Raw genomic sequence first — 13600 nt, 5'->3', positions numbered from 1 at the left:
CGCGAGGCGGAAGACCCACGGCTGCCGTGTCGACGCTCTTCCGGCCGCACGGGCCCCGTCGGGCCGAGGGCGGAGGAGGGGTCCCCGTTCGGCGAGCGGGCGGACGAGCGGGTGGATAGCGTGAGGAACCGGACTATTCACCGACCGGGAGAGGGCCGCAGCCATGGCCGTACGACCTGAGGGAACACCCTGTTGGGCCGACGCGATGTTCAGCGACGTCGAGGGAGCCAAGACCTTCTACGGCGGCGTCCTGGGCTGGACCTTCGGCGAGTCGTCGTCGGAGTACGGGAACTACACGCAGGCCTACGCCGACGGGAAGGCGGTCGCCGCCGTCGTACCGCCGATGCCCGGGCAAGAGGGATCGTCGCAGTGGTGCCTGTACCTGGCGTCCGCGGACGCCGCGGCCACCGCCGGAAGGATTCGTGAGAACGGCGGCGAGGTGGTGATGGAACCGATGCAGGTCGGCGACTTCGGCACCATGTGCCTGGCCCGTGATCCGAGCGGGGTCGTCTTCGGCGTGTGGCAGGCGGGCGTCCACGAGGGGTTCGAGGCGCCGCCCGAGCAGGCCGGCGCGTTCTGCTGGGCCGAGGTCTTCACCCGCGAGCCCGAGAGGTCGGACACCTTCTTCCCGGCGGTCTTCGGCTACACCACGAAGCAGATGCAGGACGACGCGGTCGACTTCCGGCTGTACGAGGTCGACGGTGACACCGTCCTCGGCCGCATGAAGATGACGGACGAGTTCCCGCCCGAGGTGCCGCCGTACGTCAATGTCTACTTCACCGTCACGGACTGCGACGACGCCGTCGCCCGCGCCACCGAACTCGGCGGCGTCCTGCGGTTCGGGCCGATGGACACCCCGTTCGGCCGCTCCGCCGCCCTCAGCGACCCGCAGTGCGCGAGCTTCTCGGTGATCGACGTCACGACGACCGAGGGAGAGATGCCGCAGGTCTCGGACGTCACCTGAACCCCGGCCGGACACCCCGCGCGGCCATGGCATGATCGAGCGCATGCGTGAACGTGTGGTGGCCGCGTGCGACGGCGCTTCGAAGGGAAACCCCGGGCCGGCCGGCTGGGCCTGGGTCGTCGCCGACGAGGCGGAGAGCCCGGCCCGGTGGGAGGCGGGGCCGCTCGGTACGGCCACCAACAACGTGGCCGAACTGACCGCGCTGGAGCGGCTGCTGGCGTCGACCGCGCCGGACGTGCCGCTGGAGATCCGGATGGACTCCCAGTACGCGATGAAGGCCGTCACCACCTGGCTGCCCGGCTGGAAGCGCAACGGCTGGAAGACCTCCGGGGGCAAGCCGGTCGCCAACCAGGACCTCGTCGTCCGCATCGACGAACTGCTCGCCGGCCGCTCGGTGGAGTTCCGTTACGTGCCCGCCCACCAGGTGGACGGCGACCCGCTCAACGACTTCGCGGACCGCGCCGCGAGCCAGGCCGCGATCGTGCAGGAGCCCGCGGGCAGCGGCCTCGGCTCGCCGGAGCCGCCGCCCGCACCGGACACGCCCGCGCCCCGCACGCCGCGCAAGCGGTCGGGCGGGGCCAAGGCCTCCGGCGGGAGCGGCGGCTCCGCGCGGACCATCAAGGCGAAGTTCCCCGGCCGCTGCGTCTGTGGACGCCCGTACGCGGCCGGGGAACCCATTGCCAAGAACGATCAGGGCTGGGGCCATCCGGAGTGCCGTACGGCCGCCGCCGGATAGCCTGCCGCGGTCACAGGACCGCGCCGCGCCACTCCCCGGTCTCCCGGCCACGCTCCTCGATGAACTCCTTGAAGCGCTCCAGGTCGCCCTTGGTCTGCCGCTTCACGAACCCCAGCTTGTCGCCGACCTTCTCGGTGAGGCTGTCCGGATGGAAGTCCAACTGGAGCATCACCTTGGTGTGCTGGTCGTCCAGCCGGTGGAAGGTCACCGCGCCGGCCTGCTTGGCCTCGCCGCCGACCGTCGTCCACGCGACCCGCTCGTCCGGGATCTGTTCGGTGATCTCCGCGTCGAACTCCCGGTGCACTCCGTTGACGCTGGTCACCCAGTGCGTCAGCGTGTCCGTGCGCTGCTCGATGCGCTCCACCCCGCTCATGAACTCGGGGAAGGTCTCGAACTGCGTCCACTGGTTGTACGCCGTGTGCACGGGGACGCCGACCTCGATGGATTCCTCGACCTGCGACACAGATCATCGCCTCCTTCGTCTCGTCGTCTGTCCGGCGCGGGTACCCGTGACCTGCGGGGTAAACCGCGATCCGGCGATCGTCACTCGGTGTCGAAGGTGTAGTGGGGTGTGTGGTCCAGCAGATCGGCGGGGCGGGTGTCGTGCCAGGGCCGCATCGTCTCGTCCAGGTCGACCACGTCCGGCGTCCCGGCGGCCGGGAGGTATCCGGAGCCGGGGTGCCGCCGCTGCCACTCGGTCCACAGCTTGTCGCAGTAGGCGTGGTGCAGCCAGAACACCGGGTCGTTGGGGGAGACCCCGGTGGCCATCTGCCCGCCGACCCAGACATGGACCCGGTTGTGCAGGTTCACGCCCCGCCAGCCCTCCAGGTGATTGCGGAAACCGTCCGAGGCGCTGTTCCACGGGGCCATGTCGTACGCCGGTATGGAGAGCACCGCGTCGACCTCGGCCCGGGTCGGCAGTTCCCGCACGCCGGCTCCGAGGGCGCGCCGCAGATACGTCCGTCCGTCGACGCGTACGCGGATGGGCCAGTTCCCGGTGGCGGCGGCGAACGGTCCGTCCGTCACCTGGCCGTCCCGGCTGCGTCCGGTGCCGCCGAGGAAGTCGGGCGCCCACAGCGAGGACCGCGTCGAGCGGTCGGTGCTCCAGTCCCAGTACGGCAGGGCGACCGACGCGTCCACCGACTGCAGGGCCCTCTCGAACTCCAGGAGGAATCTGCGGTGCCAGGGCAGGAAGGAGGGCGAACGGTGGCCGGTGCGTTCACCCGTGTCGGTGTCCCCGATGATGAAGGCGTTGTGGGTGGTGACGAACGGGTCGTAACGGCCACTGCGCTTGAGCTCCAGGACCGCGGTGACGAAGCGGCGCTTCTCGTCGGCGGTCAGGTTCGCCTGGTTCTTGCGGACGGTCATGTGCGGGTCTCCCAAGGGACGTACGGGGCTGGTCAGTTGGCGGGGAACGGGACGAGCGCGGCGCCCCGGAGGTCGTCGACCGCGGCCCGCGCGGCAGCGCGCGGGGTGGGCACCGGTTCGTAGTGGCTGACGACGCTGATCCAGCTGCCGTCGGCGTTGCGCATCACGTGCAGTTCCGCGCCGTCGACGAACACGGCGTATCCGGTGCCGTGGTGGCCCCCGGAGACCGGCCGGCCCTGTATGCGGCGGCCCTGGTAGACCTCGTCGAAGGACGCGGGGGAGCCGTGGTGGTGGTCGGCGGCGGACGAGCCCGCGGCGGCGACCGCCGGGACGACGGCCGCCGTGGCGAGGGCGACCGGGACGGTGAGCGCGCGGCGTCGGCTGAGTTCGGGCATGAAGGACCTCCTGGGTCCGTTCGGGGTGGATGACCCCGCATGCCTATCCGCCCGGTCGAGACCGGGAGAAATCGCCGGTGAGCGGTTGGCTGCGATCCGGACAATTACCGTCATGTCATACAAGGTTGAACGAAGTTGATCTTGCTGTGCGGAGGCGTGCGGCGACCCGGACGGGAGAATTCCTCCTCCTGGTGACGGTGTTTCGGATGATCTTTGTCGGGTGGGTGGGTGGCCGGTGACCTGCACCACCCGGGGAAAGTGGCGTGAACGGGAAGCCCGGCGGGACTTTCCCCGACTGCTACTGTGCGTTGCCAGTCGGACGCTTCTAGTAATCATCAGGGGTGCGTGTGAAGGTCGCCTGTGTCGGTGGCGGGCCCGCGGGGCTGTATCTGTCGATCCTGCTGAAGCGGCAGGACCCGTCCCATGACATCACCGTCCACGAACGCGACCCGGAGGGCTCGACCTACGGCTGGGGCGTGACCTACTGGCGCGGACTGCTCGACCGACTGCACGCGCACGACCCCGAGTCGGCCCGTGCCGTCGAGGAGCACTCGGTGCGCTGGAGCGAGGGCGTCGCCCACGTGCGGGGCACGGCCACCCGGCACCCGGGCGACGAGGCCTTCGGCATCGGCCGGCACCGCCTGCTGGAGATCCTCGCCGCGCGGGCCCGCTCGCTCGGCGTACGGCTGGAGTACGAGCGGGAGATCACCGACCGCGGCCTCCCCGCGGCCGACCTCGTCGTGGCGGCCGACGGCGTGCGCAGCGCGCTGCGCACCCGCCACGCCGGACACTTCGGCGAGCGGATCACGACCGGCCGCAACCGCTACATCTGGCTCGGCACCGACAAGGTCTTCGACGCGTTCACCTTCGCGTTCGTCGAGACCGACCACGGCTGGATCTGGTGCTACGGCTATGGCTACGGCCCCGGACGCAGCACCTGTGTCGTCGAGTGCGCCCCGGAGACCTGGACCGGCCTCGGCTTCGACCGGACGAACGAGGCCGACGGACTGGCGCTCCTGGAGAAGCTGTTCGCCGACGTGCTGGACGGACACGCCCTGATCGGCCGCTCCCCCGACCAGGGCGGCGCCCAGTGGCTCACCTTCCGCACCCTCACCAACCGCACCTGGCACCACGGCAACCTGGTCCTGCTCGGCGACGCCGCCCACACCACGCACTACTCCGTCGGCGCCGGCACCACCCTCGCCCTGGAGGACGCCATCGCCCTGGCCGGTGCCCTGCGCGAACACACCCCGCTCCCGCAGGCGCTCACCCACTACGAGCGGGAGCGCAAGCAGGCCCTGCTCGCCCTCCAGAGCGCGGCCCGCTACAGCGCCCAGTGGTACGAGAACCTGCCGCGCTACATGCGCCTGCCCCCGGACCACATGTTCGCCCTGCTCGGCCAGCGCCACTCGCCGCTGCTGCCGCACGTCCCACCCCAGCTGTACTACCGGCTGGACCGGGCCGCCGGACAACTGGAGGCGCTGCGCCGGTTCAAGCGCTGGCTGGGACCGAAGGTGGCGCGGACCGTGCACGCCAGGACGCTGGCGTCCCGCGAGTAGCCCCGCGCGGCCCGCGGTCAGCGCGACAGGCGTCCGGCGGCGGACCGTCCCCGCGGCTTCCGCCGGATCCGCCGTCGTCGACGGGTACGGCGGCCAGGGCGGCGGCGGACCGCGGGAACCCGCGACGGGTCCAGGACGGGCCGGCCGGTTCCGGGTCGCTCACGAGACACTCGGTCACGGCCTCACGCTGGGCGCCCGTCGACGCTCGCTTGCCTCGCGCGCGATCGCCCCCTCGCCCGTACGGGCGAACGACGCCCAGGTGACAGGCCGGAGCGTCCGCGTCCCTGCGGCAGTGTGCCGAATGACAGACTGACGCCATGGACGAGCGCACATTCGGTAGATCAGACCAGCACGCATCCGTCGTCGGTCTCGGCACCTGGCAACTGGGGGCCGACTGGGGAGACGTCGACGACAAGGAGGCCCTGGCGGTGCTGGAGGCCGCGGCCGAGGCCGGGGTCACCTTCTTCGACACGGCCGACGTGTACGGCGACGGGCGCAGCGAGCAGACCATCGCCGCCTTCCTGAGCGGCCGGCCCGATCTGCATGTGCTGGTCGCCACGAAGATGGGACGCCGGGTCGACCAGATCCCGGAGAACTACGTCCTGGACAACTTCCGCGCCTGGAACGACCGTTCGCGGCGCAACCTCGGGGTCGACCGTGTCGACCTGGTCCAGCTGCACTGCCCGCCGACGCCCGTGTACTCCACGGACGAGGTCTTCGACGCCCTCGACACCCTGGTCGAGGAGGAGCGCGTCGCCGCCTACGGCGTCAGTGTGGAGACCTGCCAGGAGGCGCTGACCGCGATCGCTCGGCCGGGCGTGGCGAGCGTGCAGATCATCCTCAACCCGTTCCGGATGAAGCCGCTGCGCGAGGTGCTGCCCGCGGCCCGGGAGGCCGGCGTCGGCATCATCGCCCGTGTCCCGCTCGCCTCGGGACTGCTGACGGGCAAGTACACGAAGGACACCGTCTTCCCGGAGAACGACCACCGCGCCTTCAACCGGCACGGCGAGTCCTTCGACGTGGGTGAGACGTTCTCCGGCGTGGACTACGTGACCGGCGTCGAGGCCGCGGCCGAGTTCGCCGCGCTCGCCCCTCAGGGGTACACGTCGGCCCAGCTGGCGCTGCGCTGGATCATCGAGCAGCCCGGTGTGACCACCGTGATCCCCGGTGCCCGCTCGCCCGAGCAGGCGCGCGCCAACGCGGCCGCCGCCAAGCTGCCGCCGCTGCCCGAGGAGACGCTCACCGCGATCCGCGACCTCTACGACCGGCGGATCAAGGACCAGGTCGAAGGCCGCTGGTAGCGCGCCAGGCCCGGTCAGGGCCGCAGGACCAGCTGGCGCTCCTGCTCCTGGTCGCCGGAGGCGGCCCCCTCGTCGTCCGCGGAGAAGGCACGGGACAGGGCGTCGCTGGCCTTCTCGACGCTCTCCGGCGTGCCCTGCACCGTGACGGTGACCGGCGCCGACAGTCGGCCGGCCTCGTCCTGCGACGTGCGGGACGACTGCGCGGAGGTGTCGCCGGCGAAGGTGGCCGTGTGAACGGTGGCGTGCTCGTCGGAGGGCAGCTCGTCCGGAGCGCCGAAGACGGGCTCCAGGGTCCGTACGACCACCAGGGCGTCGGCGGCGCTGCCGCCGCTGAGTGTGACAGTGAGCTCGGTGTCGGACATGGTCAACGGGACTCCTCGGGTGGATGACATCGGGAACGGGGCGTGACGGCCGCAGCCGTCACGCCATCCGTCTCGCGTCCGTGTAACCGTCCGGTGATCGCTGAAACAGCCGCCCGGCCGGCCGGTGCGTCCCTCTAGATGCGGCCGCCGGTCAGCCGGGTCACGGGCCCGTGGGTGTGGCGCTCCGTACGGCGGCCCGCCACGAAGGACGCGGCGCTCAGCGCGGTCAGCCCCGCTCCGAGGCCCGCGGCGACGAGCTTGCGGTTGTTGAGCACCACCCACGCCGTCTTCGCGCCGGCCGCGACCTGCCCCGAGGCCGAGACGATCGCCTGCCGTCCCACCTCCACGCTCTTGACCGCGGTCTGCGCGGCCGTGCTCGTCGCGTCGGCCGCCCGCTGGGCGCCCGTCTTGGCGGCCGAGGCCGCCTCGTCGGTCTTCGCCGCGGCCGCCCGGGCGGTGTTCGTGGCCGGTGCCGTCGCCTTGTCCGTGTTCTGCCGCGCCTTGGAGGCGGCGGAGGCGGCTGCTGTCTTCTTGGTCGTTTCCTTGTCCGAATCCGTCATGGGATCCGCCTTGCCGTTCGACTGCGTCGCAAACACGTTCCGTCACCCCCTGTTTCCGTCAACGTCAACGGCGGTCAAGGAAGCATGAAACAGGGAACACGGTGCAGACGAACCAACAGATTCGAACAAGATGAGGAGGAAGCTTGTCGGCCACCGGAAGCGACGCAGGCAAGAACGACATGGGACGCAACGAGACCGAGGACGAGAGAGCCGACCGCAAGTGGGCGGAGCTCATCCAGGAGGTCAGAGTCGCCCAGACGGGTGTGCAGATCCTGTTCGGCTTCCTGCTCACCGTCGTGTTCACACCGAAGTACGTGGATCTGGCGGACACGGACAAGGCCATCTACATCGTGACGGTGGTTCTGGGTGCCTGTGCCACGGGTGCGCTGATCGGTCCGGTGTCGCTGCACCGCCTGGTGTCCGGTCTGCGGGTCAAGCCCCACGCGGTCGTGTGGGCCTCCCGGCTGACCTTCGTCGGCCTGGTGCTGCTGCTCGCCACGATGACCTCGGCGCTGCTGCTGATCCTCAGGGTCGCCACGCACGACGGGTACGTGCCCTGGCTGGTCGGCGGAGTGGTCGCCTGGTACCTGCTGTGCTGGTTCGTCGTACCGCTGCTGGCCCGCCGTCACTCGACGGAGTGACCCGGGGAGCGTCGGGCTGCCGGCCGTGAGCGGCCGGCAGCGGTACCTCCCGCGCGGGTCCCGGCGCTCACCGCGCGCGTGCCGCGCGGTGAGCGCATCCCGCTTCAACTCCCGGCGATGACCTCCTGGAGGAAGTCGTCGATCCGGACCTCTTCCCGGCCCGGCGCCACGATCTCGCGCGTCTCCCGCAGGAAGGTCGCGAGCGCCGGTGCCCAGGCGAAGACCACGGCCCGCTGGCGGCTTCCGTCGGGGCGGGCGTCGCCGATGAACTCCATCCGCAGCTCCTCCCACAGGCCGGTCGACAGCGGCCGCATCCGCACGTCCCCCACCCCGACCGGGCGCCGCAGCCCGTCCGTGAGCATCTCCCGGTCCAGCCTCCACCGCGCGAGCACCCGGCCGTCATGGCTGAAGACCACGGTGACGGCGAACGGGTCCGACGCGTCGTAACTGAGGTGGGCGAGGACCGGGCAGCGCTCCGTCGCGCCCGCCTGGAGCTGCACGACGAGAGTCTTGTGCACGAACGAGTTCACTAGAGGGCCTCCGGGCAGAACAGTCGTAGAGACCTCTACTACCCCCGTCGCGCGCAAGATGCTCAGCCCTCCGGGTGAATCCCGCGCGTTCCGCGCAGCGCCGTGATGCAGGTGGCGATGGCGTGCTGGAGTTCCTCCAGTTGCTGGACCATGTCGTCCTCGTAGAACTCCTGGGCGTCGTCGAAGGTGAGTTCCTCGAACGCCTTGGTGGCCTTCTGCAGGCTGGAGTAGAACTTCGTCCGCCGTTCCCGCACGCGCAGGTCGGGATCGGCCTCCACGGCCTCGGCCACGAGCGACTTCATCGTGCTGAACGCCTCGGTCGCCCACTCGCCGGTGTCCTCGCCCTCCTCCAGCTCGTCGAGGAGCGACAGGTGTCGCTCGGCCTCCTCGCGGAGGTCGGCGGGCGCCTCGACGGTCTGCCCGGCCGGCGTCTTGACCTGGCCCGACTCGGCGATCTGACGGACGTACCCGATCCGGTCCGCCGACCGGTTCTCGCTGGCGACGGCCTTCTTCAGATCGTCGGTGCGCACGACGTCCCGGGCCAGCTCGGCCTGGAGTTCCGGATCCTCGCGCACCCGGTCCAGGAGGGCCTGGCGGGCCGCCTGGGCGGTGGCGGGGTCGGCGAGGATCGCGGCGCGCAGCGCGGTCGGGTTCTCGGCGACCTCCAGCGCCTTGGTCGGGCGGATGCCCTCCGCCTCGGCCGCCTCCGTGATGGCGGTGCCGCGCTCGGACGTGGCGCTGTTGCGGGAGACGTAGTAGCCCAGCCACACGTCGGCGTCCGGCAGCTCCACCTCCTGCCCGGGCGCCAGCGCCTCGAGGTGCGGGACGAGACCGTCGTCGGCGGCCCGGTCCCAGGCCTTGTAGTAGCGCATGACCCGCTCGGGCGAGCACCCGGCCAGCTCGGCGAACTCCTTCGCCGAGACCTTCGGCGACTCGCCGGCACTCTGGCCGCCGGGCCGGACGCTGCGCGCCACCATCAGGCCGAAGGCCCAGCCTCCGGTGCGCGCGTGGACGCCGAACTCGCGAGCGTCCCGCGCCACCAGGTCGGACAGGGGCACGGGGGACGTCTCGGACGGGACGATCGCTAGGGTCACGGGTACATCTCCTGGACAGGCTGGTCGAACTGCGCGTGTGCAGCTCGGAAGCCTAGGTGTTCTGTCCCGGGAGGTTGTGGACGAGGGAGCCAGATCTCGGCTGAGGGATCTTGAAATGAGTGAGGGCCTTCCGGTTCGGTGTGGATTGCGACGTCTACACCGACAGAAAGGCCCTCGTGCCCCACCGTAATGCACCCCTGACCGAGACCGGCCGTCTGCGTCTGGCCCGCTGCGTGGTCGAGGACGGCTGGACCCTGCGCAGGGCCGCCGAACGCTTCCAGGTCTCGCCGACCACCGCCCAGCGGTGGGCCGACCGCTACCGTCGATCCGGTGAGGCAGGCATGAGCGACCGCTCCAGCCGCCCGCGCACCAGCCCGCGCCGGATGCCGACCCGCATCGAGCGGCGGATCATCAAGGTCCGCGTTCTGCGCCGCTGGGGACCGGCCCGCATCGCCTACCTGCTGCGGTTGAACCCGTCCACGGTGCACCGGGTCCTGGCCCGCTACAAGCTGGCCCGTCTCGCTCATCTCGACCGCGCTACCGGGCGGGTGATCCGCCGCTACGAACGGTCAGCGCCGGGCGAGTTGGTGCACGTGGACATCAAGAAGCTCGGCAACATCCCCGACGGCGGCGGCCACAAGACCCTGGGCCGCCAGGCCGGCCGCAAGACCCGCTCCGGCGTCGGTTACAGCTACCTGCACAACGCCGTCGACGATCACTCCCGCCTCGCCTACAGCGAGATCCACGCAGACGAGAAGAAGGAAACCGCAACCGCCTTCTGGGGCCGGGCCCAGACGTTCTTCGCCCAGGCCGGGATCACCGTCCAGCGGGTGCTGACCGACAACGGCTCCTGCTACCGCTCACGCGACTGGCGCGAAGCCCTTGCCACAGCCGGGATCACCCACAAGCGAACCCGCCCCTACCGGCCGCAGACGAACGGCAAGGTCGAGCGCTTCAACCGCACCCTGCTGGACGAGTGGGCCTACGCCCGCCCCTACCGCACAGAGACTGAACGACGCGACGCATACCCCGGCTGGCTGCACACCTACAATCACCACCGCGGACACACCGCGCTGAAAGGCCAACCACCCGCCAGCCGCGTCCCCAACCTCACGGGTCAGTACACCTAGGGCACCCCGTGGCGGCGCTCCGTCACCGGCGGGCGGGGTTCAGCCGAGGGCGTCGTGCAGCGCGGGCAGCAGCGTCTTCGCCGACCAGTCCAGGAACGCGGGCTGGGAGTCGCCGCCGATCTGCACCAGGGCGATCTCGGTGAAGCCCGCCTCGGCGTACGGCCGTACCGCCTCGACGAAGGCCTCCGGATCGTCCCCGCACGGGATGGACTCGGCGACGTCGTCGGGCGTGACGAACTGGGTGGCGCCCTCGAAGGAGTCCGGGTGCGGCAGCTCCGCGTTGACCTTCCAGCCGTTGCCGAACCAGCGGAACTGCGCGTGGGCGCGCTTGACGGCGGCGTCCCGGTCGGTGTCGTAGCACACCGGCAGTTGGCCCACCCGGGGCTTGCCCTCGCCCCCGTGCCGGTCGAAGGCCTCCAGGAGCCCCGCCTTGGGCTCGGTGGCGATCACCAGGTCGGCCAGCCGGCCCGCGAGGGAGCAGGACTGCTCGCCGGAGACCGCGATGCCGATCGGCGGCGGCTGGTCCGGCAGATCCCACAGCCGGGCGGACTCCACGTCGAAGTGCGTGCCGCGGTGGTTCACATGGCCGCCCTCGAAGAGCGCGCGGATGATCTCCACGGCCTCCTCGAGCATCTCGTGCCGTACGTCGGCGGCCGGCCAGCCGCCGCCCACCACGTGCTCGTTGAGGTTCTCGCCGGAGCCCAGCCCGAGCCGGAAGCGCCCTTCCGAGAGCAACTGCATCGTCGCCGCCTTCTGCGCCACCACCGCCGGGTGGTAGCGGAAGGTCGGACACGTCACGTACGTCATCAGGGGAATGCGGGAGGTCGCCTGGGCGGCGGCGCCCAGGACGCTCCACGCGTAGGGCGCGTGCCCCTGTGTGCGCAGCCAGGGGAAGTAGTGGTCGGAGGTCACCGAGAAGTCGAAGCCCGCCTCCTCCGCCCGGACCACGTGGTCGACGAGGTCACGGGGGCCCGCCTGTTCGGTCATCATCGTGTATCCGATTTGCACCATGCGGGCCGGGTCCCCGGTCGGCGGACGGGAAAACGGGCCGATCGTGGCCGTCTCGAGGAGCCGGTCCCCGTCGCGGTCGGCGGTGGACGGGCCGACGCGGACCTCCTCGTCGTCGACGTGGCCTTTCCGAAGACGCCCCAGCATCTGGTGGTGAGCCGCTCGCTGCCGCGGCGGAGCTTCACGGCGCGCCGGCGCACGCGGGCGCCCCGCGGCTCAGTCCGAGGCCTGTCTGAACGTCCGCAGGAAGGTGTCCAGTGCCTCCCGGTTCGCGGAGTCCTCCCAGTCCGCCGCCGGTGTCGTCCAGCGCAGCGAGTAGCTGCGGCCCTCCCCGATAAGGAAGCCGCGGCCGAAGGTGCGCACGCGGGTGCCGCGGGAGTCGTCGGCGAGCCACTCCATGTCGGCGGCCTCGCGTCCTTGGTACGTCGTCGCGCTGATCTCCCCGATCCGGCGGTAGTCGCCGACCCTCTGCTTCAGGTCCGGCTCCACGTCGTCGCGCCAGACGGCGACGGGGTCCGGGCCCACGCGTTCGCTGTAGGTGACGGCGAGCGTGCGCGGGTCGTCCTCGTCGCCGAGGATCACGCGGTACGCCAGGTCGCCCATGCGGGTGGTGCGCAGCGCCTTCCAGCCGTCGGGCAGGGCCACGGAGAAGCCCTCCGGCGACCGGTACACGCGGTAGCCGGGGGGCAGCGCGGCGCCGGTCGGGGACCGCGTCGGCGTGGCGCTCGGGGTGGGCGTGGGCGATGACGTGGGGGTCGCCGTCGGGGTCGGCGTGGGCGTCGGCGTCCCCGGTGGACGGGAGGCCTGGCCGTCGGTGCGGTTGTCGGTGGCCGGGGCCGAGGCGCCCGGCCCCGGTGCCGCTTCGGTCGGCGAGGTGCCGGTGCCCGGCAGCTGCTCGGTCACGGCGAGGACGGCGAGGGACACCGTCACGACGGCCAGGGCGGTTCCGACGATCACGGTCCGCCTGCTCCACCTCGGGCCCGCCGTGTGGACACCGCGCAGCCGGGGCCCGGGCGGCGCGCCCATGGCCTGCCCCGGGTCCTCCCTCAGGACCCGGGTGAGCGCCTCGCGGACCGCCGGGCGGGTCAGCCGTTCCCGGGAGTTCTTGCGCAGCAGCCCCTGCACGGTCTGGGCGAGCGGTCCGGCGTGCACGGGGCTGCGCAGCGGCAGCCGGTCCACCCCGCGCAGGGTGGCCTCCGGCCGGTCCCGCTCACGGAACGGCGGGCGGCCCTCGACCATCGTGTACAGGATCGCCCCGAGCGCCCACAGGTCGGCGGCGGGTCCGATGCGCTCGTCGCGCGCCTGTTCGGGGGAGGCGAACGACGGCGCGGTGACCCGGGGCGCCAGGGTGGCGCCGGTCAGTCCGAAACCGGTGAGGACGACGGAACCCTGGTCCCGCACGAACACCTGGCCGGGACTGAGCTCGCCGTGCGTGATGCCCTGACCGTGCGCCGCCTCCAGTACGTCGAGCACCTCCAGGCCGATGCGGGCCGCCCGGACGTAGCTGAAGGTGCCCTGCTGGGCGAGGAGTTCGCCCAGGGGCGTGCCGTCGATCCATTCGGTGACGGTCCACAGGGTGCCGGACTCCACGACGGCGTCGAGAACCGCCGCGACCCGGCCGGGACACACCTGTCCCATGGTCTCGGCCATGCGGACGAGCCGGGCGGTGGCCCGGCGCGGGCTCTCCTCGTCGGGGTCGGCCGGCAGTCCGGTCTGGGTGAGGAGACGCGGACGCCCGGTCGTGACGTCCTCGCCGTACCAGCAGACCCGGTTGGTCTCATGGTGGAGGGCCTCCAGGAGTCGGTACCGTCCGGCGACCAACTCGTGTGTGGACGCGTGCGCCTTGACCATGGTCATCCCTCGCTGAAACCCCTGGCTCTCACCTTTCCCAGAGGTACGAGGGGTACGACGGGATCCGTTCAACGAATCTTGAACTGAAGGATGCCGCTTTC

Annotated in this window: 15 protein-coding genes; 6 read left to right on the top strand and 9 right to left on the bottom strand. The window is 71.4% G+C overall.

What is annotated here, in order from left to right; genetic code table 11:
- Positions 1-163 precede the first annotated feature (163 nt).
- Together QQS16_RS04820 and QQS16_RS04815 are read left to right on the top strand one after the other, a co-directional pair.
- Entirely contained in the window at positions 164-964 is an 801-nt protein-coding gene (locus tag QQS16_RS04820; protein WP_286060360.1) for a VOC family protein, read from the top strand.
- A 31-nt stretch (positions 965-995) separates the two neighbouring features.
- Positions 996-1700 carry a ribonuclease H family protein gene (locus QQS16_RS04815; RefSeq protein ID WP_286060359.1) on the top strand — a complete coding sequence of 235 codons (705 nt, stop codon included), beginning with the start codon at positions 996-998 and terminating at the stop codon, positions 1698-1700.
- A gap of 10 nt (positions 1701-1710) precedes the next feature.
- Here the strand turns inward: QQS16_RS04815 and QQS16_RS04810 are convergent, their stop codons facing one another.
- From QQS16_RS04810 to melC1, 3 genes are all read right to left on the bottom strand, one after another.
- A complete protein-coding gene (locus QQS16_RS04810; protein WP_286060358.1) occupies positions 1711-2163 on the bottom strand; it encodes an SRPBCC family protein in 453 nt (150 codons plus the stop codon).
- A gap of 80 nt (positions 2164-2243) precedes the next feature.
- Positions 2244-3068 carry a tyrosinase MelC2 gene (melC2, locus tag QQS16_RS04805; protein WP_286060357.1) on the bottom strand — a complete coding sequence of 275 codons (825 nt, stop codon included), beginning with the start codon at positions 3066-3068 and terminating at the stop codon, positions 2244-2246.
- 32 nt (positions 3069-3100) lie between these two features.
- A complete protein-coding gene (gene melC1 / locus QQS16_RS04800) occupies positions 3101-3463 on the bottom strand; it encodes an apotyrosinase chaperone MelC1 (protein ID WP_286060356.1) in 363 nt (120 codons plus the stop codon).
- A gap of 347 nt (positions 3464-3810) precedes the next feature.
- Between melC1 and QQS16_RS04795 the strand changes: the two genes are divergently transcribed.
- Both QQS16_RS04795 and QQS16_RS04790 read left to right on the top strand, forming a co-directional pair.
- A complete protein-coding gene (locus QQS16_RS04795) occupies positions 3811-5022 on the top strand; it encodes an FAD-dependent monooxygenase (RefSeq protein WP_286060355.1) in 1212 nt (403 codons plus the stop codon).
- 317 nt (positions 5023-5339) lie between these two features.
- Complete coding sequence (locus tag QQS16_RS04790) at positions 5340-6323, top strand: aldo/keto reductase (protein ID WP_286060354.1); 984 nt, start codon at positions 5340-5342, stop codon at positions 6321-6323.
- A 14-nt stretch (positions 6324-6337) separates the two neighbouring features.
- On the opposite strand, the gene QQS16_RS04785 is transcribed toward QQS16_RS04790, so the two are convergent.
- Positions 6338-6685, bottom strand: a complete 348-nt coding sequence (locus QQS16_RS04785) for a hypothetical protein (RefSeq protein ID WP_286060353.1) — start codon at positions 6683-6685, stop codon at positions 6338-6340.
- A gap of 134 nt (positions 6686-6819) precedes the next feature.
- On the bottom strand, positions 6820-7245 hold the full coding sequence (locus QQS16_RS04780; RefSeq protein WP_286060352.1) for a hypothetical protein: 426 nt from the start codon (positions 7243-7245) through the stop codon (positions 6820-6822).
- Positions 7246-7424: 179 nt separating this feature from the next.
- Here QQS16_RS04780 and QQS16_RS04775 point away from each other — a divergent pair, with 179 nt between their 5' ends.
- Positions 7425-7886, top strand: coding sequence for a DUF6328 family protein (locus QQS16_RS04775; protein WP_286066228.1), 462 nt, complete (start codon positions 7425-7427; stop codon positions 7884-7886).
- Positions 7887-7990: 104 nt separating this feature from the next.
- On the opposite strand, the gene QQS16_RS04770 is transcribed toward QQS16_RS04775, so the two are convergent.
- Positions 7991-8416: an SsgA family sporulation/cell division regulator gene (locus QQS16_RS04770; protein WP_286060351.1), complete on the bottom strand. Its 426-nt coding sequence runs from the start codon at positions 8414-8416 to the stop codon at positions 7991-7993.
- 62 nt (positions 8417-8478) lie between these two features.
- Complete coding sequence (locus QQS16_RS04765; RefSeq protein WP_286060350.1) at positions 8479-9510, bottom strand: hypothetical protein; 1032 nt, start codon at positions 9508-9510, stop codon at positions 8479-8481.
- Positions 9511-9686: 176 nt separating this feature from the next.
- On the opposite strand from QQS16_RS04765, the gene QQS16_RS04760 reads away from it, so the two are divergent.
- Positions 9687-10640, top strand: coding sequence for an IS481 family transposase (locus QQS16_RS04760; protein WP_286060349.1), 954 nt, complete (start codon positions 9687-9689; stop codon positions 10638-10640).
- 39 nt (positions 10641-10679) lie between these two features.
- Here QQS16_RS04760 and QQS16_RS04755 read toward each other — a convergent pair whose 3' ends face one another.
- Together QQS16_RS04755 and QQS16_RS04750 are read right to left on the bottom strand one after the other, a co-directional pair.
- Positions 10680-11651, bottom strand: coding sequence for an LLM class F420-dependent oxidoreductase (locus QQS16_RS04755; protein WP_286060348.1), 972 nt, complete (start codon positions 11649-11651; stop codon positions 10680-10682).
- Positions 11652-11864: 213 nt separating this feature from the next.
- Positions 11865-13505, bottom strand: coding sequence for a serine/threonine protein kinase (locus tag QQS16_RS04750; protein ID WP_286060347.1), 1641 nt, complete (start codon positions 13503-13505; stop codon positions 11865-11867).
- Between the last annotated feature and the right edge of the window lie 95 nt (positions 13506-13600).

Source organism: Streptomyces sp. ALI-76-A (genome assembly GCF_030287445.1).
Classification (GTDB): domain Bacteria; phylum Actinomycetota; class Actinomycetes; order Streptomycetales; family Streptomycetaceae; genus Streptomyces.
This window is presented reverse-complemented; position numbering and strand designations above follow the sequence as displayed.